This is a genomic window from Streptomyces sp. G-G2 (assembly GCF_030063135.1).
Taxonomy (GTDB): domain Bacteria; phylum Actinomycetota; class Actinomycetes; order Streptomycetales; family Streptomycetaceae; genus Streptomyces.
The window spans coordinates 1-25103 of the sequence record NZ_JASISO010000073.1 but is presented as its reverse complement, the minus strand read 5'-3'; the positions used below and the strand labels follow the sequence as shown (position 1 = coordinate 25103).

21 protein-coding genes are annotated in these 25103 nt (G+C 71.3%); 13 read left to right on the top strand and 8 right to left on the bottom strand.

Annotated features, from left to right (window positions below; translation table 11 throughout):
* From QMF80_RS35580 to eccE, 3 genes are all read right to left on the bottom strand, one after another.
* Positions 1 to 1176, bottom strand: a 1176-nt coding sequence (locus QMF80_RS35580) for an SCO5717 family growth-regulating ATPase (RefSeq protein WP_283461152.1), incomplete at its 3' end; no start/stop codon positions are given.
* 272 nt (positions 1177 to 1448) lie between these two features.
* Complete coding sequence (locus tag QMF80_RS35575; RefSeq protein WP_283461149.1) at positions 1449 to 2147, bottom strand: hypothetical protein; 699 nt, start codon at positions 2145 to 2147, stop codon at positions 1449 to 1451.
* Positions 2148 to 2160: 13 nt separating this feature from the next.
* Complete coding sequence (gene eccE / locus QMF80_RS35570) at positions 2161 to 3342, bottom strand: type VII secretion protein EccE (RefSeq protein ID WP_502962987.1); 1182 nt, start codon at positions 3340 to 3342, stop codon at positions 2161 to 2163.
* Positions 3343 to 3765: 423 nt separating this feature from the next.
* Here eccE and eccB point away from each other — a divergent pair, with 423 nt between their 5' ends.
* The 4 genes from eccB to QMF80_RS35550 all read left to right on the top strand — a co-directional run bounded on the left by eccB (position 3766) and on the right by QMF80_RS35550 (position 7445).
* A complete protein-coding gene (gene eccB / locus QMF80_RS35565; protein WP_283461145.1) occupies positions 3766 to 5370 on the top strand; it encodes a type VII secretion protein EccB in 1605 nt (534 codons plus the stop codon).
* Between the two features lie 8 nt (positions 5371 to 5378).
* The gene (mycP, locus tag QMF80_RS35560; RefSeq protein WP_283461143.1) at positions 5379 to 6656 is read left to right on the top strand and encodes a type VII secretion-associated serine protease mycosin; all 1278 of its coding nucleotides are present in this window, start codon (positions 5379 to 5381) and stop codon (positions 6654 to 6656) included.
* A gap of 123 nt (positions 6657 to 6779) precedes the next feature.
* A complete protein-coding gene (locus QMF80_RS35555) occupies positions 6780 to 7106 on the top strand; it encodes a WXG100 family type VII secretion target (protein ID WP_283461141.1) in 327 nt (108 codons plus the stop codon).
* A gap of 48 nt (positions 7107 to 7154) precedes the next feature.
* Positions 7155 to 7445, top strand: coding sequence for a WXG100 family type VII secretion target (locus QMF80_RS35550; RefSeq protein ID WP_283461138.1), 291 nt, complete (start codon positions 7155 to 7157; stop codon positions 7443 to 7445).
* Positions 7446 to 7565: 120 nt separating this feature from the next.
* Here QMF80_RS35550 and QMF80_RS35545 read toward each other — a convergent pair whose 3' ends face one another.
* From QMF80_RS35545 to eccCa, 3 genes are all read right to left on the bottom strand, one after another.
* Entirely contained in the window at positions 7566 to 7799 is a 234-nt protein-coding gene (locus QMF80_RS35545) for a DUF397 domain-containing protein (RefSeq protein WP_283461136.1), read from the bottom strand.
* Between the two features lie 224 nt (positions 7800 to 8023).
* Positions 8024 to 8257: a hypothetical protein gene (locus QMF80_RS35540; RefSeq protein ID WP_283461134.1), complete on the bottom strand. Its 234-nt coding sequence runs from the start codon at positions 8255 to 8257 to the stop codon at positions 8024 to 8026.
* Positions 8258 to 8424: 167 nt separating this feature from the next.
* Positions 8425 to 12378, bottom strand: coding sequence for a type VII secretion protein EccCa (eccCa, locus tag QMF80_RS35535; protein ID WP_283461133.1), 3954 nt, complete (start codon positions 12376 to 12378; stop codon positions 8425 to 8427).
* A gap of 230 nt (positions 12379 to 12608) precedes the next feature.
* On the opposite strand from eccCa, the gene eccD reads away from it, so the two are divergent.
* From eccD to QMF80_RS35505, 6 genes are all read left to right on the top strand, one after another.
* Complete coding sequence (gene eccD / locus QMF80_RS35530) at positions 12609 to 14120, top strand: type VII secretion integral membrane protein EccD (RefSeq protein WP_283461131.1); 1512 nt, start codon at positions 12609 to 12611, stop codon at positions 14118 to 14120.
* Between the two features lie 183 nt (positions 14121 to 14303).
* On the top strand, positions 14304 to 14591 hold the full coding sequence (rpsO, locus tag QMF80_RS35525; protein ID WP_283461129.1) for a 30S ribosomal protein S15: 288 nt from the start codon (positions 14304 to 14306) through the stop codon (positions 14589 to 14591).
* 289 nt (positions 14592 to 14880) lie between these two features.
* Positions 14881 to 17103, top strand: coding sequence for a polyribonucleotide nucleotidyltransferase (locus QMF80_RS35520; protein ID WP_283461154.1), 2223 nt, complete (start codon positions 14881 to 14883; stop codon positions 17101 to 17103).
* Complete coding sequence (locus tag QMF80_RS35515) at positions 17100 to 18476, top strand: M16 family metallopeptidase (protein WP_283461127.1); 1377 nt, start codon at positions 17100 to 17102, stop codon at positions 18474 to 18476. The genes QMF80_RS35520 and QMF80_RS35515 overlap by 4 nt, the downstream gene beginning before the upstream one ends.
* Positions 18477 to 18520: 44 nt before the next feature.
* On the top strand, positions 18521 to 19273 hold the full coding sequence (dapB, locus tag QMF80_RS35510; RefSeq protein WP_283461125.1) for a 4-hydroxy-tetrahydrodipicolinate reductase: 753 nt from the start codon (positions 18521 to 18523) through the stop codon (positions 19271 to 19273).
* Between the two features lie 19 nt (positions 19274 to 19292).
* Complete coding sequence (locus QMF80_RS35505) at positions 19293 to 19745, top strand: tetratricopeptide repeat protein (protein ID WP_283461123.1); 453 nt, start codon at positions 19293 to 19295, stop codon at positions 19743 to 19745.
* Positions 19746 to 19822: 77 nt separating this feature from the next.
* On the opposite strand, the gene QMF80_RS35500 is transcribed toward QMF80_RS35505, so the two are convergent.
* Both QMF80_RS35500 and QMF80_RS35495 read right to left on the bottom strand, forming a co-directional pair.
* A complete protein-coding gene (locus tag QMF80_RS35500; protein ID WP_283461121.1) occupies positions 19823 to 20386 on the bottom strand; it encodes an SCO5741 family PH domain-containing membrane protein in 564 nt (187 codons plus the stop codon).
* A 103-nt stretch (positions 20387 to 20489) separates the two neighbouring features.
* Positions 20490 to 20756: a hypothetical protein gene (locus QMF80_RS35495; RefSeq protein ID WP_283461119.1), complete on the bottom strand. Its 267-nt coding sequence runs from the start codon at positions 20754 to 20756 to the stop codon at positions 20490 to 20492.
* Between the two features lie 229 nt (positions 20757 to 20985).
* Here QMF80_RS35495 and thyX point away from each other — a divergent pair, with 229 nt between their 5' ends.
* The 3 genes from thyX to QMF80_RS35480 all read left to right on the top strand — a co-directional run bounded on the left by thyX (position 20986) and on the right by QMF80_RS35480 (position 24677).
* Positions 20986 to 21726, top strand: a complete 741-nt coding sequence (thyX, locus tag QMF80_RS35490) for an FAD-dependent thymidylate synthase (RefSeq protein ID WP_283461118.1) — start codon at positions 20986 to 20988, stop codon at positions 21724 to 21726.
* Positions 21727 to 21962: 236 nt separating this feature from the next.
* Positions 21963 to 22862, top strand: coding sequence for a 4-hydroxy-tetrahydrodipicolinate synthase (gene dapA, locus QMF80_RS35485; protein WP_283461116.1), 900 nt, complete (start codon positions 21963 to 21965; stop codon positions 22860 to 22862).
* A 129-nt stretch (positions 22863 to 22991) separates the two neighbouring features.
* A complete protein-coding gene (locus tag QMF80_RS35480; protein WP_283461114.1) occupies positions 22992 to 24677 on the top strand; it encodes a ribonuclease J in 1686 nt (561 codons plus the stop codon).
* Positions 24678 to 25103: the final 426 nt, after the last annotated feature.

Here is a 25103-nt window from a genome sequence, read left to right as displayed (position 1 = left end):
GGCCGGGGGGTAGCCGTAGCCCTGCGGCGGCGCCGGAACCGGCTCGTTGCCGCCGTAGGACGGGAACGCGGGCGGCAGCGGCGGGAGCCCGGGCGGCGCGGCGGGCGTGTTCCAGGGCTGTTCGGGACCGGGCGCGGGCGGCGGCGTGGCCGCGGGTGCGACTGCCGGAGCCACGTCCTGGGGCTCGCCCCCGTCCAGGGCCGCGGGCTGCTCGGCGGCCGGGCCGCCGTCCGCAGGGTCGAGGTCCGTACCCGTTCCGGTGCCGGCGCCGTGGGAGGGCGCGGGGGCCGGGTCGGTACCCGTTCCGGTGGTGTACGGGGCCGGGTCACCCCCCGTAGGAGTGGAATCCGGGCCCCCGGGGAACGGCGAGGGCCGGTCGCTCGCGGAGGCGGCGTACGGCGTTCCGGTGCCCTCGTCCGGGACAGGGGCGCCGGCGAACGACGCGGGCCCACCGTCCCCCGGCTCGGAACCGGTAGCCGTCCCACCGTCGAACGGCGCCGGAGCGGGGTGCGGCGAATCCGCGTCCCCCGCGGCCCCGCTGCCCGGGTACGGCGCGGCCACGCCCCCCGAAGGGGTGGATCCCGCCCCGCCGGAGGCCGAAGACCGCGCACCCGCGTCACCCACGGGAGCGGGGTACGGCACGGGCAGTCCCCCCGCGGGGGTGGATCCCGGGCCGCCGGGGGCCGGGGGCGGCGTACCGGCGTCGCTCGCGGGAGCGGGGTACGAGGACGCGGCCCCACCCGGAGCGGCGTACGGCGAATCCGCCCCACCCGGAGCGGCGTTCGGCGTATCCGCACCGCCCGGAGCGGCGTACGGCGCGGCCGGGCGCTCCGCCGGGGCGGTCGGCAGCGGGGAAGTCCCCGTCTCCGCGCCCGCCGCCGGAGCGGCGGCCGGGTACGGCGAGGCCCCCGCACCTGGGCCCGTGCCCGACCCCGGAGCGATCCGCATCGTCGACGGGGAAGTGATGTCTCCCGGCCGGTGCGGTTCGAAGCCGCTGCCCGCCGGAAGGCCCGGCGGCGGCGGTGGCGTCGGCCCCGCCTGCGCGTCCTGCGTGTACCAGGCGGGCGGGGTGTAGTCGATGGTGAACTCGCCCGTCAGCTCGGGCTCCGCGTCGGACTGATCGTCCGTCGGGACGTCCCACGTCCCGCCGCGGCTCTCGTTCCGATCGCTGTTCACTGGTCCTCCTGGTCTGGTCGAGCACTGGTCGGGCGCCCCCATCGGCACCGCGCCCACGGTCAGCCTAATCGCGCCCGGCACGGACTCCCGGACCCGACCCGCACCCGGACCGGCCCCCGACCGGTATCAGCACCCACACCCGACCCGCTTCCGCGCGGCCCCCGTGAGCGCCACCACAGGCCCCCACAGGACGCCTGCCCGTCCGGCACCCCCGGCAAGCCACCTACGCGCAACGGGCTCCACACTTCCGGCCGCTCCCGGCGGCGCCGACGTCAGTCGATCCGCCGCGCCGCCCCCAGCAGCCCCGTCTCCGCGTCCGTCCCCTGTGTCATCACGAACTGCCGGTCCCGCGTCGTGCACCACAGCGTCACGCCGTCCCCCAGCGTCGGCAGGGAATCCACCGCCCCCCGGGGCAGGTTCATGAGGCGCCCGATCTGTTCCGCCTCGTCCGGCGAGACCCGCTGCACCCCGACCAGCGACGCCTGCTGCAACAGCCTCGGCGCGGTCGGGCTCAGGTAGGGCAGCAGCGTCAGCACCGACTGCCAGGGCCCCGCCACCACGCGCCCGCGCGGCGGCCGCATGCCGCAGTCGCGGATCACCAGCACCGGGCTGCCCGCGGACGCGCCCTGCGGCGGTACCCGGCCCACCTCGTGCAGGGTCACGCACTGCTGGCCGCCGCCCGCGGCCTGCGCCAGCCCCGACCACGCCTGGGGGCGGCCGGTCTCCACCGCCACCCGGGCCCCGGTCGCCGCCGCGCGCAGCGCCAGCACCTGCGCCGTCCACAGGCCGCCGATCAGCGCGACCTCGTACGGCGTGGGCCGGTTGACGCCCAGCACCGCGGGCCGGTTCTCGGAGTCGACCCCGATGACCACCCCGTCGTCACCTATGGGCAGGGCCAGCGCGTCCAGGTCTCCGGCCGCCATCGCGTGCCGCTCCCGGCGCGGGCCGACCAGTCCGTAGCCCACCCTCATCGTGAACCCACCCTCATCGTGCGCCTCCCAGCGGAAGTGAAGCCAGTACGCCCGGCAGCTGTTCCCGGTCGAGCCGCACCAGGGCGGTCTTCACCCCGCGCGCCGTGGTCTCCAACGCCCGCCGTGCGGCGATGAGTTCCTCATCGCTGCGGCCGGTGATCCGGACGTGTCCGGTCACCGTGACCCCGTGCCGCTCGGCCGGGGCCAGGGTGAGGCTGAAGTTGGTGGCCAGTGCGGGCAGCGAGGTCAGCAGCGCCACGAACTGCGGCAGCGGCGCGGCGCCGCCGCCCAGCTGCGGCCAGCGCGCGATCCAGTACGTCGTGTGCCGCCGGTCGTCGCAGCGCCAGGTCCGCGGGGTCTCCTCGGTGCGGCGGCCCGGGGTGCCCGAGCGCCCCGCCGTGCGGCCCGCCTGGGTGATCGCCATCGGGTTCGCGCACGAGGAGGTCGCGAGCGCGGCCGTCAGCTCCTGCTCCGTCAGCACGGTGGCCCGGAACCCGGCCCCGGCGAGACGGCTCGCCAACTGGTCGGCCGCCCGCACCACACAGCGCTGCGCGCCCGCCAGACCGCCACCGCGCGCGGCGACGGCCTCCGGGCAGAGTTCGGGGTCGAGCTTGAGCGCGATCCAGGTCAGGCGCACCGCCGGGGCGCCGGTCAGGGCCTGCAGGGGCGCGTAGTTGCGGGTCGCCATCGACTGGGCGGGCAGGTGCGGGGCGGGAGCGGGCTGGGTGTGCTGCACCAACTGCGCCGACTCCAGCCGGATGCCGTCCACTTCGAGGACGTCCCGGACGATGCCGAGCGGCAGCGGCCGCGCGGAGCGGTCCGGGCGCAGCGCGGTCGCGTCCATGTCCACCTGGACGACCACCGTCAGGAAGGTCCCGTCGCCGATCATGCCGACCGGGCGCCGGTCGCGGTCGCTGAAGGTGCTGGTCCGCAGGGCCGGATCGGCCTCGACGAGCGGGGCCAGCCCCGGCTCCGTGCCCGCGGGCACGGGGGAGGAGGCGGCCCGGCGCCGACGGGCGCGCAGCGCGAGCGCGGTGCCGATCCATTCGGGCAGCGAGCGCTGGTGCCGGCGGACGACCGCCAGAAGGACGAGTACGGCCGCCAGTACTCCGGCGGGCGCCAGCAGCAGCGGATTCACCACCCAGGCGACGAGCAGCGCGGCGGCGGCGACCTGGACCAGTACCAGCTGTTGCAATCGGAACGGTCCGAACCGCCCCGGGCTCGAACGGGGGTGAAGCGTCACACCGGACGCGCCCCCGGAGCCGGCCGTGCTCCCCGGGTTTCCCGGGTCCCTCCGGGCGTGCTCCGCGCCGCGCGGCGTACCCGCCGCGGCCGGCCGTCGCTCCCTCGCGCTCGTCCTCACTCGCGGACCTCCCCATTCCCGGGGCCAGACCCCGTGAGTCCCGACGGCACGGCAGCTGACCGCGTGGCCCCGGAATCTCCGCTATCCACCCCAACAAGCCCTGAATACCCCGGTACGGAAGGCACGGAGCGGCGTCCTCACCCTACCCGCCCCCCGCACACCCTCCGTCAACAGGCATAGTAGGTGCCCGGTCCGACAATCGAGGCCCGGGGACCGGACTCACCGACCGGGCCGTGCGGGGAGAAGCAGGCGGTCATGGCATCACGACGCGATGAGCTGAACGCGTACACCTTTGCGAAGCGGCGCACCGTGGCCGCGTTCCTCCAGCCCTCCGCCACCGGCACGGAGGAGGGCGCCCCGCGCCCCCTGCGCACGGTCCTGCCGGGGCTGGTGACCGGGGCGCTGATCCTCGCCGCCTTCGGCGCCTGGGGCATGTTCAAGTCCGTTCCCCCCAAGGGGTGGGACGCGGCGGGCGCGAACGTGCTCGTCGGCAAGGACTCGACGACCCGGTACGTGGTGCTGACCACGAAGGAGGGCGACAAGAAGCAGAACAGGCTGCACCCCGTCCTCAACCTCGCCTCCGCCCGACTGCTCCTGGACCCGCAGAAGTTCAAGGTCATCCAGGTCGCCGACTCGCTGCTCGACGGCGGCAAGCCGCCGCGCGGCCCGATCATCGGCATTCCCTACGCTCCCGACCGGCTGCCCAGCGCCGACGACGCGGGAAAGGCCAAGCGCTGGGCCGTCTGCCAGCAGCCCGGCGGCAACGGACACGGCGTGCAGACCGCCGCGTTCGTCCTCGCCGACCGAGAGGCGCACCTGATGGACGACGGCCGCCGCCTCGCCGACAATCAGGCGCTGTACGTCCAGAGCACGGGCCCCGACAAGCAGCGCTTCCTGGTCGACGCCTCGGGTACGAAGTACAAGTTCCCCGAGGGCGCGCCGGGCACCCCGGGCGCCGGTGAGGCCGGGACGCTCACCATGGCCCTGGTCGGCAGCGGCGCTCCGCAGCCGGTCACCGACCAGTGGCTGGCCACCCTCAGGGCGGGCGAGGACCTCGGCTTCCCGCAGCTGCCCGGCAGCGTCGGCGCGGACGCGGGGGTCTCGGGGCTGAGCACCGCCGACAACCGGGTCGGCATGGTGCTGCGCGCGACGACCGGCTCCGGCCCGCAGCACTACGTGGTGCTGCCCGGCGGCAAGGTCTCTCCGGTCACCGAGTTCACCGCCTGGCTGCTGATCAACGCGCCCGCGACGGACAAGCTGAACATGACCGGCAAACCGCGCGAGGTGGACCTCCAGTCGCTGAGCCCGGACGCCGCCCCCTTCAAGGGCGACGCCCGCTGGCCCGCCAGGAAGCCCGCGCAGATCAACCGGACGCCCGCCCCCGGCGCCCCCGCCCCGGGGACCGCCCAGAGCGCCGACCGCGACACCGTCTGCAACGTCCTGCGCTCGGTCGACGGCCAGGGCAACCAGACGATGAGCACCTGGGCGGGCACGGGCTTCCCCGTCGACATCACCGCGAGCGGCACCAGCGCGTACGTCACCCCCGGCTCCGGCCTTCTCTACACCCAGGCGCAGGGCAGCCAGGGAACCGCGGGCGGCACGCTCTTCCTGGTGACCGACACGGGCCTGCGGTACGCCGTCCAGGCCAACGGGGACAGCGACGCCGAGCACTCGAAGATCGGCGCGGCCGACCCGAAGGCGAAGGGCACGGCGGACGGCCGCCCCGAAGCCAGCCAGGCACAGATCAGGCTCGGCTACGGGAACGTCGTACCGTCCATGGTGCCGATCGCCTGGTCCGAGTTCCTGTCGAAGGGGCCCCGCCTGGATACCAACGCCGCGCGTCAGCCGCAGGGTTCGTGAGGCCGCGGATGCCGAACCCGACGCCGACGGGCGGGCGCCGTCCCCGCCACCGGGCCGCCCTGCGCGCCGCGGCACTGGCCCTCACCGCGCTGACGGCCGCCGCGGCCGCCCCCGCGCCGCCCGCCACCCCTGAACCGCCCGCCGCGCTGCGGCTCGCGGGCGCGGGGGAGTGCACCTTCCCGATGAAGAAGCAGATCGCGGACCGCCCCTGGGCCCTGCAACGGCTGCTGCTGGACGCGCTGTGGGTCAAGACCAAGGGCAAGGGCGTACGGGTCGCCGTCATCGACACCGGCGTCGACCGGGTCAATCCGCAGCTGGCCTCGGCCGTGGACGTCGGCGCGGGCAAGGACTACATCGACCCCAAGGGCGGCGACGGTACGAACGACACGGTCGGCCACGGCACCAAGGTGGCCGGCCTGATCGCGGCCCGCCCGCAGGAGGGCACCGGTTTCGTCGGCCTGGCCCCCGAGGCCACGATCATCCCGATCCGGCAGAACGACGACAAGGAAACCGGCAAGGCCGACACCCTGGCCGCCGCGATCCGGCACGCGATCGCGCAGAAGGCCCAGGTCATCAACATCTCGCAGGACACCACGGTGCCGGTATCCGAGGACTCCGACCTCGGCCGGGCCGTCCGGGAAGCGGTGGCCGCCGACATCGTCGTGGTGGCCTCCGCGGGCAACGACGGCCTCGACGGACAGAAGCGCAAGACCTACCCGGCGGCCTTCCCCGGCGTCCTCGCCGTGGCCTCCGTCGACCGCAACAACGAACGCGCCTCCTTCTCCCAGCCGGGCGCCTTCATCGGGGTCGCGGCCCCCGGCGTGGACATGGTCTCCACCGTCCCGGGCTTCGGCCAGTGCGTGGACAACGGCACCAGTTTCTCGGCGCCGTACGTCGCGGGCCTCGCGGCCCTGCTGCGGGCCCAGAACCCCAAGTGGACGGCCCCGCAGATCATCTGGCAGATCGAGCAGTCCGCCGAGCGGGCCGTCAACGGCCGCGACGACTACGTGGGCTGGGGCGTCGTCGACCCGGTCCGCGCCGTCGCCACGGACAGCGCCGCCCCGCCCGCCGGCCCGCCGAGCGCCGACCCGGGCCCGCCGCCCGCCGCCGCCCCCGAGGCCGCCCCCCTGGTCCTGAACGAGACCGCGCAGGAGCGCCGGACACGCTTCGGGACGTACGCTCTGGGAACCGCGGCCGTGCTCATCACCGTCATCGCTGGTGCGGCGGCGGTGGCCCGGGAGAGGCGTCGCAGAAGGCGCCGAACGGGACCAAGTGCCCCCGGGTAGCCGGGCGTACGCGTTTGCACTTCGTGAATCAGGCCGCAGCGCGGGGATACTTGTTGGGCCTGTCGTATGAAGTGGCTACAGTGTCAGTGGACTTCACAAGTGTGATGACGGGAGAGAACTGATATGGCGATGAACCTTCAAGTCGATGACGAGAAGAAGGTCAAGCTCGCAGACGAGATCAACACGTTCCACACGGATCTCTCTGGCCGTATCAACCGGCTGAACGATGTCGTCGACCGCATCCAGGCGGGCTGGCAGGGTGCCGCGAGCAAGGAGTACGACGTACTCCAGCGCGGGGTCAACGAGAACATGGGCAAGATCAAGCACCGCCTGATCGAGCTCGAGGACGCCATGCGCATGAGCGTCAAGGGCTTCACCGCCCAGGAGCAGGAGCGCATCGCCGAGATCCGCAAGGTCGGCGGCAACACCAGCTCCATCCTCGGCGTCTGACACACGCCCGCGCTTCAGTAACGAACCACAACGGGAGGGGAGACAGCGATGTCACTCGCAGTCAATTACGACACCGTCGCGACCGCCGCGTCGGACGTGCGCACCACCGGCTCACAGCTCAGCCAGGGCCTCGAGACACTGATGAACAAGGTCAAGACCGTCGCCGAGAGCTGGGAGGGTGAGGCCAAGACCGCCTACCTCGAGATCCAGCGCGACGTCACGATCAACATGGACCAGATGAACGCGAAGCTCGGCAACATCGCGAGTCTGCTCGACAGCTCCCTCGTCGGCTACCAGGACACCGACCGCGGCAACGCGACGCGTTTCCGGATGGTCTGACCGGTACCACCCGCAGCACACGTGAGAGGGGCCCGCGCACTCGGTGCGCGGGCCCCTCCCACGTCCTGCTCCACGGCCGGCCCCGGTGCCGCGACCGGAAAGACGCACCGGGTCGCGGCACTAGCGAAGGTCGAACTCCCCGTCGCGCGCCCCGAGTACGAAGGCGGTCCACTCCGCCTCGGTGTAGCGCAGCACGGTCTCCGGATCGAGCGAGGACCGCATCGCCACGGCCCCGTCGGGCAGGTGCGCGATCTCCACCCGCTCCTCGTGCTCCTCGGTCCCGGGAGCGCTGATCCACTCCACACCCGAAATGTCCAGGGCGTACAGCGCGTCCTTCTCGTGTGTGTCAGCCATCGGCGCGAATTCCTCTCGGCGGTGCGGGTGGTCACTGGGCGGCCACTCCCCGCATCGTACGTGCGCCCCACCCCACCCGTCAGCGGTACCGAACCACCCGCACCCCGGCCTCCCGCAGCCCGTCGAGCCTCCCGAACTCCGCCGCCGATCCCCGCGCCCGGGGAAGACCGCATGCGCGGCAACTCCGGCCACCGGGCGCCTCGCGCGAGTCGGCGGCCGCGGGATCAGCTGACGCTCATGCCGCGCTCCGGCCACAGGCCGCTCTCCTCGCGCAGGGAGTTGATCTTCCGCGACGCCTTGAGGAAGGTGTAGTCGACGCGGCCGTCGTCGGCCACCGACGTGTGACTGTCCTTCGCCACCGTGAGGCGACGTGAGAAATTCCCCGGATCGTCCCCGAAGTCGTAATGGACCTGGTTCGAGTCCTCGGACGCCTTGCGGAAGTAGACAAGTGCTGCCATTTACCAGTCACCTTCAACGTCTTCACGCTTGTTCAACGGTACTGATTCCGGCCCCCGTTACCGCCCGGCTCATGGTCCGACGAGCCCGGGCCGGCCGGCCGCGTGCGCGGCCGGCCCCACTCCGTGTCGGATCGGCCTCCTCCATCGGCTTCCACGGGAAGCCGCTCCTACCGGTCCGGCAGCCACCCCGCCTGGATCAGGGGGGTGCCGCGCTTGCGGGAGACGAAGGTGCCGCGGCCCGGGGGCATCGGGCGGGCGCGGACGTTGCCCAGGATGTCGCCCTCGTTGCGGTCGCCCGACATGACCAGGCCCTGCGCGCCCAGCTCCTTGACCCGCTGCATGAACGGTTCGTACGCGCCCCGCGACGCGCCCGCCGAACTGCGGGCCACGATGAAGCGGATGCCCACGTCCCGCGCGAACGGCAGGTTCTCCACCAGCTGCGCCAGCGGGTTCGAGGAGCTGGTCGACACCAGCTCGTAGTCGTCGATGATCACGAACAGTTCCGGGCCGGTCCACCAGCTCCGGTCGCGCAGCTGCTGCGGGGTGATGTCCGGGCCCGGGGCGCGCTTGCCCATGACCGTCGCGATCGCCTCCATGTGCATCTGCATGGCCGAGGCCATCGGCGCGTACTCCAGCAGGTGCGAGGACGGCACCGCCTCCAGCAGCGTGCGCCGGTAGTCACCGACCACGATCCGCGCCTGCTCCGGCGAGTACCGCTCGCTGATCTGCTTCGCGATCAGCCGCAGCATCGCCGTCTTGCCCGACTCGCTCTCGCCGAAGATCAGGAAGAACGGGTCGGTCTCGAAGTCGATGAAGACCGGCTCCAGGTTCGTCTCGTCGATCCCGATCGCGATGCCGTGCTGCGGGTACTCGTAGCCCTTCGGCAGCCGGTCCGCCGCCAGCTTGCGCGGCAGCAGCCGGACCCCCGGAGCCCCCGGTCCCGACCAGGACGCGCGTACGGACTCCACGAACGCGGTGGTCGCCTCGGTCAGCCCCTCCGGGCCCGCCCGTCCGTCCACCCGCGGCAGCGCCGACATGAAGTGGAGCTTCTCCGGCACCTGGCCCCGGCCCGGCGCGCCCTGCGGCACGTTCGCCGCGACCTTGCGGTCGAACTCGGAGTCCATGACATCGCCCAGCCGCAGCTCCAGGCGCCCCAGGATCTGGTCCTTGAGCGCCGCGCGCACCTCCATGTACCGGGACGCGGTCAGCACCACGTGGATGCCGTAGCCCAGCCCGCGCGCCGCGATGTCCGCGACCACCGGCTCCAGGTGCTCGTAGTCGTTCTTGAACTGGCCCCAGCCGTCGATCAGCAGGAAGACGTCACCGAACGCCTCGTCCGCCAGATCGCCCGAGGCCCGCCGCCGCCGGTAGGTCCCGATCGAGTCGATCGAGTGCGCGCGGAAGAACTCCTCGCGCCGGTTCAGCACGCCCGCGACCTCCGCGACCGTACGCCGCACCCGCTCGGGATCCAGCCGCGAGGCGATCCCGCCGACGTGCGGCAGGTCCTGCACGGCGGAGAAGGCGCCGCCGCCGAAGTCCAGACCGTAGATCTGCACCTCGCGCGGGGTGTGCGTCAGGGCGAACGAGGACACCAGCGTCCGCATCAGCGTCGACTTGCCCGACTGCGGCCCGCCCACGATCAGCAGGTGACCGGCCGCCCCCGAGAAGTCCCGGTACAGCACCTCGCGCCGCTGCTCGAACGGCTTGTCGATCAGCCCGAGCGGTACGACGAGCCCACCGAGCCGCGTGTACCCCTCCGCGTGCAGCCCGCGCTCCGCGGTGGTCGCCGGAGCGGGCAGCAGCTGGTCCAGCGGCGGTGCCTGGTCGAGCGGCGGCAGCCACACCTGGTGCGCGGGCACGCCCTGGCCCTCCAGCCTGCCCACGATCACGTCGAGCACCGTGTCGGCGAGGGCGTCGTCCGCGCGGGCGGCCTGCGCCGCCAGGTACGCCGGGTCCGGAGCCGCGTACACCACCGGCACCGGCGTCGCCGTGAACAGCGCGGGGCGCCGCTCCAGCGGGAACCGGCCCACCGACAGGTCCGGGCCGCCCGAACGGTAGGTCCCCGACACGTACGCCGCCTTGAAGCGGGTCATCTCGTCCGTACCGAACTTCAGGTACCCCGAACCCGGCACCGACGGCAGGTGGTAGGCGTCCGGCACCCCGATCGCCGTCCGCGACTCCGCCGCCGAGAAGGTCCGCAGACCGATCCGGTACGAGAGGTAGGTGTCGAGGCCGCGCAGCTTGCCCTCCTCCAGACGCTGCGAGGCCAGCAGCAGGTGCACGCCCAGCGACCGGCCGATCCGGCCGATCTGGATGAACATGTCGATGAAGTCCGGCTTCGCCGTGAGCAGCTCGCTGAACTCGTCGATGACCAGCACCAGCGCGGCCAGCGGCTCCAGCGGCGCGCCCGCCGCCCGCGCCTTCTCGTAGTCGTGCATGTTGGCGTAGTTGCCCGCCGAGCGCAGCAGCTCCTGGCGCCGCTGCAGCTCACCGCGGATCGAGTCGCCCATGCGGTCCACGAGCGTCAGGTCGTCGGCCAGGTTGGTGATGACCGCCGCCACGTGCGGCATCTGCGACATGCCCGTGAAGGTCGCGCCGCCCTTGAAGTCCGCGAGGACGAAGTTCAGCGTCTCCGAGGTGTGCGTGACCGCCAGGCCCAGCACCAGGGTGCGCAGCAGCTCCGACTTGCCGGAACCCGTCGCGCCCACGCACAGGCCGTGCGGGCCCATGCCCTCCTGCGCCGACTCCTTGAGGTCCAGCATGACCGGAGCGCCGCCCTCGCCGACCCCGATCGGCACCCGCAGCCGCTCACCGGCCGACCGCGGCCGCCAGGTCCGCGCCACGTCGATGGACGCGGCGTCACCCAGGTTCAGCAGGTCCGTGAAGTCCAGATTGGCCAGCAGCGGCTCGTCGTCGTCCCCGCCGCCCGTGCGCAGCGGAGCCAGCTGGCGGGCCAGCGCCTCGGCCGCGGGCAGCGACAGGCCGTCCGGCACACCCTCGTACGCGATCCCCGCGCCCGACTCCAGCCGCAGCCGCCCCGGCCGCACCACGACCGACAGGCCGCCGCGCGGCTCGTCCAGCTCGCCCGCGACCACCTCGACGATGGTGATGCCCTGGAGCCCCTCGGCCGCCGCGAACACCGAGTCCGGCGGCACCATCCCGCCGTCCAGCACGACCACGATGTGCGGCTGGTCCAGCACCGGCTGGACCTCCCGGCTGAACCGCGGGCGCCCGTCCAGCCGGGAGGCCAGCAGGTCCTCGACCTCACCCAGGTCGTCGCCGAACAGCCGCTTCGTGCCCGCCCCGTCGACCTGCCCGGGCACCTGCGTGTGCGGGAGCCACTTCGTCCAGTCCCACGCGGGCACCGCGCCCGGCGCGGCGACCACGGCCACCATCAGGTCCTCGGGGGAGTGCAGCGTCGCCAGCTGGGCCACCAGCGCCCGCGCCGTCCCCCGCGCCGACTCCGGCTCGCCGGACACCGTCACGTGGTAGAAGGCCCGCATCGACACCGAGACCGGCAGCCCGTCCAGCGAGGAGTGCACCTTCAGGAACCGCTGCATCGCGCCCGCCGTCAGCGGCTCCAGCTCGTCCACCGGCGCCGTGTCCGGCGCCACCAGCGGGGTCGCGAGGCGCTGCGCGCCCAGCCCCAGCCGGGCCTGCCCGAAGTCCTCGTCGCCGACGCGCCGCTCCCACAGCCGCGATCCCTCGGCCACCACCGACCACAACTGCTCGGGGGCCGGGTGCAAGTACAACTGCGCGTCGCGCTGGGCGCGCGCGGTCCGCCGCACCTGACGCCGGGTCTGCGCCAGGTACTTGAGGTAGTCCCGGCGCACATCGGCCATTTGCCCCTGCGTACCGCGCCGGTGGCGCATGATCTGCGCGACCACCATGCCCACCGTCGACACCAGCATCAGCACACCCATGATGCGCATGAACGACGGCACGTTCGGCATGAAGAAGAACACGACGGAGGAGCCCATGCCGAGCATCGGCAGGAGCTGCATCGCCATGCCTTCCTGCTGCCCGCGCGGAAGCTCCGGCGGAGGCTCCAGCCGCAGCTCGTCCGAAGGGACTTCGGGCGGCAGCGACCGTGGCGGGCGTTTGACGACGATCTGGCTCACCGGAGCATCAATCCCTCGAAAACGGACGGGACGTCCATGCCGGCGCCCCCAAGTCCCGGGTGCGGAGCGGGTGTCCTCCGCGCGGAGGTGATCCTACTTGCCGACAGTCCGCCTTATGCCCGGTAGGGTGGCCGCGCGCAGCATGCGCATCCGCGAATCCGCAGCGCGGCACACACCGTCGCCACGGCGACGGCCTGCCGGACGAGTCTGCCAACCAGGGGGTCACACAGGTGAGTACGGCCGCAACGACGGGTTTCTGCAGGGTCACCGTCGTGGCCCCGGACAGCCGTATCGACGTCGCCCTCCCCGAGGACATCGCCGTCGCCGACGTCTACCCGGAGCTGCTGCGCCTCACCGGTCAGAGCCAGCCCGTCGGCGCCCCCACCGGTTACCACCTCGTCCGCCGCGACGGCACCGTCCTCGACGGCGCCCGCACCCTGGCCGGCCAGCAGGTCCTCGACGGCGAAGTGCTCAGCCTGCGCCCCTTCGCCGAGTCCCTGCCCCCCGCCGTCTTCGACGACGTCTCCGACGCCGTCGCCGCGGCCGTGGTCCGCGACCGGCACCGCTGGAGCGACGACATGCTGCGCGGCGCGGGCCTGGCGGGCGCCGTCCTGCTGCTCGTCCTCATGGGCTTCGTCCTCTGGTACGCCGACCCGGTGCGCCACGACATGCACGGCCTGCCCGGCATCATCGCGGGCACCCTCGGCGTCCTGCTCACCGCGGCCGCGGGTCTGCGCGCCAGGGTCTACCGCGACCGCGGCTCCGCCGTCGCCCTCGGCCTCGGCGCCCTCCCGCTCCTCCTGATCGCGGGCTCCGGGATCATCGGCGCCGACGCGGGCGAGGGACCGGGCAGGCTCCAGTTCCTGCTCGGCTGCGTCTGCGTCCTGGTCGCCTCGGTGGCCCTGGCCGCCCTCACCCCCAGCGGGGACGCGCCCTTCGTCGCGGCCACCTTCCTCGCCGTCACCGGCACCGCCGCCACCTTCGTCGCGATCCTCACCGAAGCCTCCGCGACCGCGACCGCCGCCGTCTGCGCTCCCGCCGCCATCGCACTGGTCGCCTTCCTCCCCGGCCTCTCGGCGCGCTTCGCCCGGCTGCCCATCGGCTACTCCGCCCCGCAGAGCTCCGTAGAGGACTACGAGAGCCCGGACCGCTACGAGAACGCCGCCCACGACCCCGGCGCGGACCCCGCCTCCGACCTCGCCGACGCGGGCACCCCCCTCGACGCCGAGCTGATCGCCGCCCAGGCCCGCCGGGGCCACGAGATGCTGCTCGGCCTGGTCGGCGGCTGCGCCGCGGTCGTCGTCGGCTCCGCCGCCGTGCTCGGCTTCTCCCACAACGTCTGGGGCCAGCTCCTCGCCCTCGGCGCGGGCCTCGCCATGCTGCTGCGCGCCCGTCTCTTCCGCTACACCTCGCAGGTCGTGTGCACCCTGACCGCCGGGCTCGCCGCCATCGCGCTGCTGGTGCTGGGCCTCGCCCTGAACCCGCCGCTCGCCATGCTGGCGGACTTCCTCAAGTACGGCGACCACGGGAACCTGGACATCCGTACGATCTGGCTCTCGGCCGCCGTCGCCGCGGGCGCCGCCCTGCTCGCCATGATCGCGCTGGTCATCCCGAGCAAGGGTCTGTCACCCTTCTGGGGAAGGCTCCTCGACCTCACCGAGGCCGCGGTGCTGCTCAGCCTGGTCCCGCTCTGCCTCGCCGTCCTCGACGTGTACGCCTCGGCCCGCGCCCTCACCAGCTGAGCCGTGGCGCTCCGGTGGCCTGGTAGTCTGGGTGACGGCCGCTTGTGTACGCGTTCCCGGAGCCTTCCTCGAAGCCTCTGAAGAACTGCGCCCAGCGGACCCGCCTCCCGAGTTACGGAAGCTCTCCAGAGAATTCGACCTGGGGCACTCGGTGGCTACGAAGACCTATCACGAGGAGTACGCGTGCCGCTCGACGCCGCTACGAAGAAGCAGATCTTTACCGAGTTCGGCACCAAGGAGGGCGACACCGGCTCCCCCGAGGTGCAGGTCGCGATGCTCTCCCGCCGCATCTCGGACCTGACCGAGCACCTGAAGGCCCACAAGCACGACCACCACTCGCGTCGTGGCCTGCTGATCCTGGTCGGCCAGCGCCGCCGCCTGCTGCAGTACCTGGCCAAGAAGGACATCGCGCGCTTCCGCATCCTGGTCGAGCGCCTCGGCATCCGCCGCGGTGCCGCGGGCGCCAAGTAAGAACGCCGTGAAGGGAGCGGTTCCCACGATTAGGGGACCGCTCCCTTTGCTGTACGTGCGGGACGTACCGGACGCTTTGTAGTCTGGTCCCGCGCAGCACAACTGAAGAGGAGGAGCGCCCTCCCTATGCCGCCGGTCCTCGGTAGTGGCACCCGGAAGGTCCGTACGCCGGGCCACGAACCGGATGCTTCGATCGAAGACCGGCCCGCACGCCAGGAGCGCTTCTCCGAAAACCGTCCCCCGCCACACGGGCGGAGGACGGGAGACGACGAAAATGGAGAAAACGCTAGTGGAGAACGAGACCCACTACGCCGAGGCCGTCATTGACAACGGTTCCTTCGGCACCCGCACCATCCGCTTCGAAACGGGCCGTCTGGCCCGCCAGGCCGCCGGCTCCGCCGTTGCCTACCTGGACGACGACACGATGGTGCTCAGCGCCACCACCGCGTCGAAGAAGCCCAAGGACCAGCTCGACTTCTTCCCCCTCACGGTGGACGTCGAGGAGCGCCAGTACGCGGCCGGCAAGATCCCCGGTTCCTTCTTCCGCCGCGAGGGCCGCCCCTCCGAGGACGCGATCCTCACCTGCCGTCTGATCGACCGCCCGCTGCGCCCGTCCTTCAAGAAGGGCCTGCGCAACGAGATCCAGGTCGTCGCCACGATCATGGCGCTCAACCCGGACCACCTGTATGACGTCATCGCGATCAACGCCGCGTCCGCGTCCACCCAGCTGGCCGGTCTGCCCTTCTCCGGCCCGATCGGCGGCGTCCGCGTCGCGCTGATCCGTGGCCAGTGGGTCGCCTTCCCGACGCACACCGAGCTTGAGGACGCCGTCTTCGACATGGTCGTCGCCGGTCGCGTGCTCGATGACGGCGACGTCGCGATCATGATGGTCGAGGCCGAGGCCACCGAGAAGACCATCGCCCTGGTCAAGGACGGCGCCGAGGCGCCGACCGAGGAGGTCGTGGCCGCCGGCCTCGACGCCTCGAAGCCCTTCATCAAGGCCCTCTGCAAGGCGCAGGCCGACCTCGCGTCGAAGGCCGCCAAGCCCACCGGCGAGTTCCCGGTCTTCCTGGACTACCAGGACGACGTCTACGAGGCCCTCTCGGCCGCGGTCAAGGGCGACCTGACCAAGGCGCTGACCATCGCGGGCAAGCAGGACCGCGAGGCCGAGCTGGACCGCATCAAGGAGATCGCCGCCGCGAAGCTCCTCCCGGCCTTCGAAGGCCGCGAGAAGGAGATCTCCGGCGCGTACCGCAGCCTGACCAAGGCTCTGGTCCGCGAGCGCGTGATCAAGGACAAGGTCCGCATCGACGGCCGCGGGCTCACGGACATCCGTACCCTCGCCGCCGAGGTCGAGGCCATCCCGCGCGTGCACGGCTCGGCGCTGTTCGAGCGTGGGGAGACCCAGATCCTGGGTGTCACCACCCTCAACATGCTCCGCATGGAGCAGCAGCTGGACACCCTCTCCCCGGTGACCCGCAAGCGCTACATGCACAACTACAACTTCCCGCCGTACTCGGTCGGCGAGACCGGCCGCGTGGGTTCGCCCAAGCGCCGCGAGATCGGCCACGGCGCGCTCGCCGAGCGCGCGATCGTGCCGGTCCTCCCGAGCCGCGAGGAGTTCCCCTACGCGATCCGTCAGGTGTCCGAGGCTCTCGGCTCCAACGGTTCGACGTCGATGGGCTCCGTCTGCGCCTCCACCATGTCGCTGCTGAACGCCGGTGTGCCCCTCAAGGCCCCCGTCGCCGGTATCGCCATGGGTCTGATCTCGCAGGAGATCGACGGCAAGACGCACTACGTCGCCCTCACCGACATCCTCGGTGCGGAGGACGCCTTCGGCGACATGGACTTCAAGGTCGCCGGCACCAAGGAGTTCGTGACCGCGCTCCAGCTGGACACGAAGCTCGACGGCATTCCGGCCTCCGTCCTGGCCGCGGCCCTGACCCAGGCCCGCGACGCCCGCCTCCACATCCTCGACGTGATGATGGAAGCGATCGACGCGCCGGACGAGATGTCCCCCAACGCCCCGCGGATCATCACGGTCAAGATCCCCGTGGACAAGATCGGTGAGGTCATCGGCCCCAAGGGCAAGATGATCAACCAGATCCAGGAGGACACCGGCGCCGAGATCACGATCGAGGACGACGGCACCATCTACATCGGCGCCTCCGACGGTCCGGCCGCCGAGGCCGCCCGTGCCACGATCAACCAGATCGCCAACCCGACCATGCCGGAGGTCGGCGAGCGGTACCTGGGTACGGTCGTCAAGACCACCACCTTCGGTGCCTTCGTCTCCCTCATGCCGGGCAAGGACGGCCTCCTGCACATCTCGCAGATCCGCAAGCTCGCCGGTGGCAAGCGCGTGGAGAACGTCGAGGACGTGCTCGCGGTCGGCACCAAGGTCCAGGTCGAGATCGCCGAGATCGACTCCCGTGGCAAGCTCTCGCTGATCCCCGTGATCGACGGCGAGACGGCCGACGCCGACGCTGACAAGGACGACTCCGACAAGTGATGTCGCGTAGTTCCCGTGTGACGGCCCGCACCTCCTCGGAGGTGCGGGCCGTTGCCCGTACCCAAACCCTGCTCCCGGGCGAGAACGGGATCGGCACGGTCCGCCGCACGACCCTGCCCAACGGACTGCGCATCGTCACCGAGACGCTGCCGTCCGTGCGCTCGGCGACCTTCGGCATCTGGGCCCACGTCGGATCCCGCGACGAGACCCCCACGCTGAACGGCGCCACCCACTACCTCGAGCACCTCCTCTTCAAGGGCACCGCGAAGCGCAGTGCCCTCGACATCTCCTCCGCGATCGACGCGGTCGGCGGCGAGATGAACGCCTTCACGGCGAAGGAGTACACCTGCTACTACGCACGGGTGCTCGACACCGACCTGCCGCTCGCCATCGACACGGTGTGCGACATGCTCACCGGTTCGCTGATCCGCGAGGAGGACGTCGACGCCGAGCGCGGCGTCATCCTCGAAGAGATCGCGATGACCGAGGACGACCCGGGCGACTGCGTGCACGACCTGTTCGCGCACACCATGCTCGGTGACACCCCGCTGGGCCGTCCCGTCCTCGGCACCGTCGACACGATCAACGCGCTGACCGCCGACCGGATCCGCCGCTTCTACAAGAAGCACTACGACCCCACGCACCTGGTCGTCGCCGCCGCGGGCAACGTCGACCACGCCAAGGTCGTCCGCCAGGTCCGTACCGCCTTCGAGCGCGCCGGCTTCGACGGCGTCGGGCAGGAGCCCGTCGGCCCGCGCACCGGCGCCCGCCGGATCCGCGTCGCCGGACAGGTCGAGCTGGTCAACCGCAAGACCGAGCAGGCCCACGTGGTCCTCGGGATGCCCGGCCTGGCCCGCACCGACGAGCGCCGCTGGGCGCTGGGCGTCCTGAACACCGCCCTGGGCGGCGGGATGTCCTCCCGGCTCTTCCAGGAGGTCCGCGAGAAGCGCGGCCTGGCCTACAGCGTTTACTCGTACACCTCGGGCTTCGCCGACACCGGCCTCTTCGGGGTCTACGCGGGCTGCCGCCCCAGCCAGGTCCACGACGTACTGCGGATCTGCCGGGACGAACTGGACAAGGTCGCCGCCGACGGGCTCACCGACGAGGAGATCCGCCGCGCCGTAGGGCAGCTCTCCGGCTCCACCGTCCTCGGTCTGGAGGACACTGGCGCCCTGATGAACCGCATCGGCAAGAGCGAGCTGTGCTGGGGCACCCAGATGTCGGTGTCCGACATGCTGGCCCGGATCGCCGAGGTGACCCCGGACGACGTCCGGGCCGTCGCACAGGATGTACTGGCCCAGCGGCCCTCGCTCTCGGTGATCGGCCCGCTGAAGGAGAAGCAGGCCGCGCGCCTCGACGAAGCGGTCGCGTAGGGACGCAGGACGTACGACGTCACGGACGTAAGGAAGCGAAAGACATGAGCAAGCTGCGCGTGGCCGTCCTCGGAGCCAAGGGCCGGATCGGTGCCGAGGCCGTCCGGGCCGTCGAGGCCGCCGAGGACATGGAACTGGTCGCCGCCCTCTCCCGCGGGGACAAGCTGGAGACGCTGGCCGACGCGGGCGCCGAGGTCGTGGTCGAGCTGACCACCCCCGCGTCCGTCATGGGCAACCTCGACTTCTGCGTGCGCCACGGCATGCACGCGGTCGTCGGCACCACCGGCTGGACCGAGGACCGCCTCGCGCAGCTGACCGCCTGGCTCTCCGGCTCCCCGGAGACCGGTGTGCTCATCGCACCGAACTTCTCCATCGGCGCCGTACTCACCATGAAGTTCGCGGCCCAGGCCGCCCGCTACTTCGACTCCGTCGAGGTCATCGAGCTGCACCACCCGAACAAGGTCGACGCGCCCTCCGGTACGGCGACCCGCACGGCGCAGCTCATCGCGGCAGCCCGCGCCGAGGCGGGCCTCGGCGCGCAGCCCGACGCCACGGCCACCGCCCTCGACGGGGCCCGCGGGGCCGACGTCGACGGGATCCCGGTGCACGCGGTCCGCCTGCGCGGCCTGCTGGCCCACCAGGAGGTGCTCCTCGGCGGCGAGGGCGAGACCCTGACGATCCGCCACGACTCCCTGCACCACAGCAGCTTCATGCCGGGCATCCTGCTCGGCGCGCGCCGCGTGACGCAGACCCCGGGCCTCACCTTCGGCCTGGAACACTTCCTCGACCTCGGCTGAGCAGGCAGTAGTACTCCTTATGCGCGCGAAGATCATCTACTTCATCACGGCCGCCGTCCTGGTCTTCTACTTCGTCCTGGCGGGCCGTCAGGGCCTGACCCTGCTGACGATGGGCACCTGGATCACCGTCCCCCTCGGGTTGTCGGTGCTGGTCCTGCCCGTGGTCGGGATCTGGTTCCTGTGGAAGAACACCCGGTTCGTCACCCGGGCGAACCAGCTCTCCACCGAGCTGGAGGCCGAGGGCGGGCTGCCCGTGGACGAGCTGGAGCGGGACGAGTACGGCCGGATCCTGCGGGACTCGGCCGACGAGGTCTTCGCGCGCCGCAAGGCCGAGACCGAGGACGCGCCGGGGGACTGGCGCAACTGGTTCCGCCTCGCCGTCGCCTACCACGACGCCCGCGACACCCCGCGGGCCCGCAAGGCCATGCAGCGGGCCATCGCCCTGCACGACGGAAAGGCCGTACAGGTCTGATCCCTGCACGACGGAAAGGCCGTACAGGTCTGATCCCTGTACGGCCTCCGGTCGTGCGGCGGTGCGTGCTGGACGGCTCAGGCCGGGACGGCCCGGTACTCCTCGGCCCAGGCCTCGACGATGCCCGCGGCCCGGTCGAACGCCTCGGTGCGGGACAGGAAGTCCGCGCTGTGGTCGGTCAGCAGCACCGGAGCGGAGGCCGTGGCCCCGTCCGGCGCGGCCACGGTCAGGGCCTGGCCCTGCACGGTCCGGGGCAGCCCCAGCCAGCGCACCGGCTGCTGCACCGTACGGACCTCACCGACCTCGGCCCACGGGATGGACCGGGTGGCGAAGAAGGACACCCGGCGCAGCCCCGTACGGCTCACCCAGACGCCCGCGCGCAGCATGCGCAGCGCGGAGCCGATGACGGCGAGCGCGGCGGCCAGACAGGCGCTCGCTCCGGCCCACGCGCCCGCGAACGCGACGATCATCGTGGCGAGCAGCATGAACGAGGACACCAGCAGCAGGACGGCCGCGCTGGCCACCCGCCAGGGGCCGGGCCGGTAGGGCCGCCGCCAGCGGTCGGGGTCGTCGTGGGGCAGCGCCGCGTCGGCATCGTCCTCGCCGTCGGGGTACTCGGCCGTCAGGAAGGGCAGGGGCACGGCTGTTCCTCACTCACATGCACATTCGGTCGGGCAGTGCCGGTGAGGCTACCCAGTCCGATGACGGCCGACCACCTCAGGGGGCCGGACGGGTCAGTGCCGGTCAGCGCCCTTCGGCGGCCTCGGACTGCTGGGTCTTCTCGGGAGCCTGGTGGGGCTGCAGTGCGGGCATACCGAAGAGCAGCGAGCCGACGAGCCCCGCGACCACGGTCAGTCCGACCAGACTACGGGCGGCGATCTGGGTGACGCTGAGACTCTCGCGTGGCGGCGGAGTGACGTTGCTGCGGAAGCGCTCGGCCTCGGCGACGAAGGCGAACGGGACGGATTCGCGCGAGGGGGTACCTCCCGGCGGTAGCTGGGGGAGGAACATGGGGGCGGCTCTCCTCACGGTCGGGCCCTTGGGCCAGGGGCGCGGTCCGGGTGGATACCGCTACCTGTAAGGACGTACGAAAGGTCCAATCGGTGCCGGATTCCGGCAATTTAGCGGAACTTTATGGCTGGGAGTCAGCTGGGCGGCGTCTGCGGCGCGGTCGGGCGATCACGGCTCGGCGCCGTAGAGTGGTCGCGCCCCAAGCGATGCCCCTTTGGAAGGACCCCCGGTGAGCGAGACCGCCGCGCCAGACCTGAAACCCAGCTTCCGCAGTGATGTCAGCGTGGAGCTGGTGAAGCACTCCGCCGCCGACTCCGACGTGCTGTGGGCGGCCCGGGTCTCCACGGCCGGGGAACAGTCCCTGGAGGAGCTGCGGAAGGACCCCGAGCGTTCCAAGGGCCTGATCAACTACCTGATGCGGGACCGCCACGGCAGCCCCTTCGAGCACAACTCGATGACGTTCTTCATCAGCGCCCCGATCTTCGTGTTCCGCGAGTTCATGCGGCACCGCGTGGGCTGGTCCTACAACGAGGAATCGGGCCGCTACAGGGAGCTGCAGCCGGTCTTCTACGTTCCGGACGCCGAGCGCAAGCTGGTCCAGGAGGGCCGCCCCGGCAAGTACGTCTTCGTCGACGGCACCGAGGCCCAGCAGGAGCTGACCGGGCGCGTCATGGAGGACTCGTACCGTCAGGCCTACGACTCCTACCAGGAGATGCTCGCGGCCGGTGTGGCCCGCGAGGTGGCCCGCGCGGTCCTGCCGGTGGGTCTCTTCTCCTCGATGTACGCCACGTGCAACGCGCGCTCCCTCATGCACTTCCTCGGCCTGCGCACCCAGCACGAGCTGGCGGCGGTCCCGTCCTTCCCGCAGCGGGAGATCGAGATGGTCGGCGAGAAGATGGAGCAGCACTGGGCGGGGCTGATGCCCCTGACGTACGCGGCCTTCAACACCAACGGCCGTGTGGCTCCGTAACACCGCGATCCCGTGCTGCGCCCGGCACGTACGCATGTGCGGTGCAATGGTCGAAGTGTCCGTATTGCGGCGTTTCGTAAAGTTCATCTAGGCTGATCGAACGGACCCGGCACTGCTTGAACCCCCGAGCAGGCAGTGCCGGGCTCCAACACCCACCCGTCCATCGGCGGTCGGCACCCCCTCTTGACGTCACCCGAGGGGACACCGCGAGCGTGGCAGCGAGTAGCGTGTTACCCATGGCTCCGATCTCGACTCCGCAGACCCCCTTCGGGCGGGTCCTCACCGCCATGATCACGCCGTTCACGGCGGATGGCGCACTCGACCTCGACGGCGCGCAGCGGCTCGCCGTCCACCTGGTGGACGCAGGCAACGACGGCCTGATCGTCAACGGCACCACCGGTGAGTCGCCGACCACCACCGACGCGGAGAAAAACGACCTCGTACGAGCCGTGCTCGAAGCGGTCGGGGACCGCGCCCACGTGGTCGCGGGCATCGGTACCAACGACACCCGGCACAGCGTCGAGCTGGCCCGCGAGGCCGAGCGCACCGGTGCGCACGGCCTGCTCGCCGTCACCCCGTACTACAGCAAGCCGCCGCAGGAGGGCCTCTTCCGGCACTTCACGGCGATCGCCGACGCCACCGGGCTGCCGGTCATGCTCTACGACATCCCCGGCCGCAGTGGTGTCCCGATCAACACCGAAACCATCGTGCGTCTCGCCGAGCACCCGCGTATCGTCGCCAACAAGGACGCCAAGGGCGACCTCGGCCGTGCCAGCTGGGCCATCGCACAGAGCGGCCTGGCCTGGTATTCCGGCGACGACATGCTGAACCTGCCCCTGCTGTCCGTGGGCGCGGCCGGCTTCGTCTCCGTCGTGAGCCATGTCGTCACCCCCGAGCTGCGCTCCATGCTGGAGGCCTACCTCGGCGGCGACGTGCAGAAGGCGGCCGAGATCCACCAGAAGCTGCTCCCGGTCTTCACCGGTATGTTCCGCACCCAGGGTGTCATCACCACCAAGGGCGCGCTGGCCCTCCAGGGCCTGCCCGCGGGCCCGCTGCGACTGCCGCTGATCGAGCTGACGGCCGAAGAGACGGCCCAGCTCAAGATCGATCTTGCCGCCGGTGGGGTACAGCTCTGACACCAGACTTCACAACTGAATAAGCACGACCGAAACATCCACAAGACACAGCAAGTGCACCAGTGCACGAATGACATGCCCGCCACGTGCCTTCGTAGGTACGTGGCGTGTGTGGTTGAGGAGATACTTTTGAGCCATCCGCATCCTGAACTCGGCCCGCCGCCCAAGCTCGCCAAGGGCGGCCTCCGGGTCACCCCCCTGGGCGGTCTCGGTGAGATCGGCCGCAACATGACCGTCTTCGAGTTCGACGGTCGCCTGCTCATCGTCGACTGCGGCGTCCTCTTCCCCGAGGAGGAGCAGCCGGGCATCGACCTGATCCTGCCGGACTTCTCGTCCATCCGGGACCGCCTGGACGACATCGACGGCATCGTCCTCACGCACGGCCACGAGGACCACATCGGCGCCGTACCGTACCTCCTCCGGGAGAAGCCGGACATCCCGCTGATCGGCTCCAAGCTGACGCTCGCCCTCATCGAGGCCAAGCTCCAGGAGCACCGCATCCGCCCCTACACCCTCGAGGTGAAGGAAGGCGAGCGCGAGAACCTCGGCCCCTTCGACTGCGAGTTCATCGCGGTCAACCACTCCATCCCGGACGCGCTGGCCGTGGCGATCCGCACCGGTGCGGGCATGGTCGTCTGCACCGGCGACTTCAAGATGGACCAGCTCCCGCTGGACAAGCGCCTCACCGACCTGCACGCCTTCGCGCGTCTGAGCGAAGAGGGCATCGACCTCCTCCTCTCGGACTCGACGAACGCCGAGGTCCCGGGCTTCGTCCCGCCGGAGCGCGAGATCTCCGGCGTGCTGCGGACGGTTTTCGCGAACGCCAACAACCGGATCATCGTGGCGAGCTTCGCGAGCCACGTGCACCGCATCCAGCAGATCCTCGACGCCGCCCACGAGTACGGCCGCCGGGTCGCCTTCGTCGGCCGCTCGATGGTCCGCAACATGGGCATCGCCCGTGACCTGGGCTACCTGAAGGTCCCGGCCGGCCTCGTCGTCGACGTCAAGACCCTCGACGACCTGCCGCCCCACGAGGTCGTGCTCGTCTGTACGGGCTCGCAGGGCGAACCGATGGCCGCTCTCTCCCGCATGGCCAACCGCGACCACCAGATCCGGATCGTCCCGGGCGACACCGTGATCCTGGCGTCGTCCCTGATCCCGGGCAACGAGAACGCGGTCTACCGCGTGATCAACGGCCTGACCCGCTGGGGCGCCAACGTCGTCCACAAGGGCAACGCCAAGGTGCACGTCTCGGGCCACGCCTCGGCCGGCGAGCTGTTGTACTTCTACAACATCTGCAAGCCGCGCAACCTCATGCCGGTGCACGGCGAATGGCGCCACCTGCGCGCCAATGCCGAGCTGGGCGCGCTGACGGGTGTCCCGAAGGACCGCATCGTCATCGCCGAGGACGGCGTGGTCGTCGACCTGATCGACGGCAAGGCCAAGATCACCGGCAAGGTGCAGGCCGGTTACGTGTACGTCGACGGCCTCTCCGTCGGTGACGTCACGGAGGCCTCCCTCAAGGACCGCCGGATCCTCGGTGACGAGGGCATCATCACGGTCCACGTGGTGATCGACAGCACCACGGGCAAGATCGTGAGCGGCCCGAACATCCAGGCCAGGGGCTCCGGCATCGAGGACTCGGCCTTCTCGTCGGTCCTGCCGAAGATCGAGGAGTCGATCGCCCGCGCGGCCGCGGACGGCGTCGCCGAGCCGCACCAGATCCAGCAGCTCATCCGCCGCACGATGGGCAAGTGGGTCTCGGACGGCTACCGCCGCCGCCCGATGATCCTTCCCGTCGTGGTCGAGGTCTGACGCTCTCCGTAGCGACCTCGTAGCGTCCTCACTGGAGCGGGGCAACCGGATTTGCGTCCGGGGGCTCCGCTCCAGTACGTTTACGTCTCCCGCTTCGAAGGAACCCTCGAGCACGCATGTGCCCGGGCGCGAACGCGAGCGGGCGGTCAAAACACCCCAGGGAAACCTGATATGGTCTGAACCGCCCGAAAGGGAAATGCCCCCAACGGCCGCCGAATTCGAATTCAACTCCGGTACACGGAGCGGGAAAAGAATCTGGTAGAGTTGGAATCGCCGGAAAGGGAAACGCGAAAGCGAAAACCTGGAAAGCGAAACCCGCTTCGACCGGGAATCGGACACGAGAGAGTCTGATAGAGTCGGAAACGAAGAACGAAGCCCGGAGGAAAACCCGCGAGGGTGAGTACAAAGGAAGCGTCCGTTCCTTGA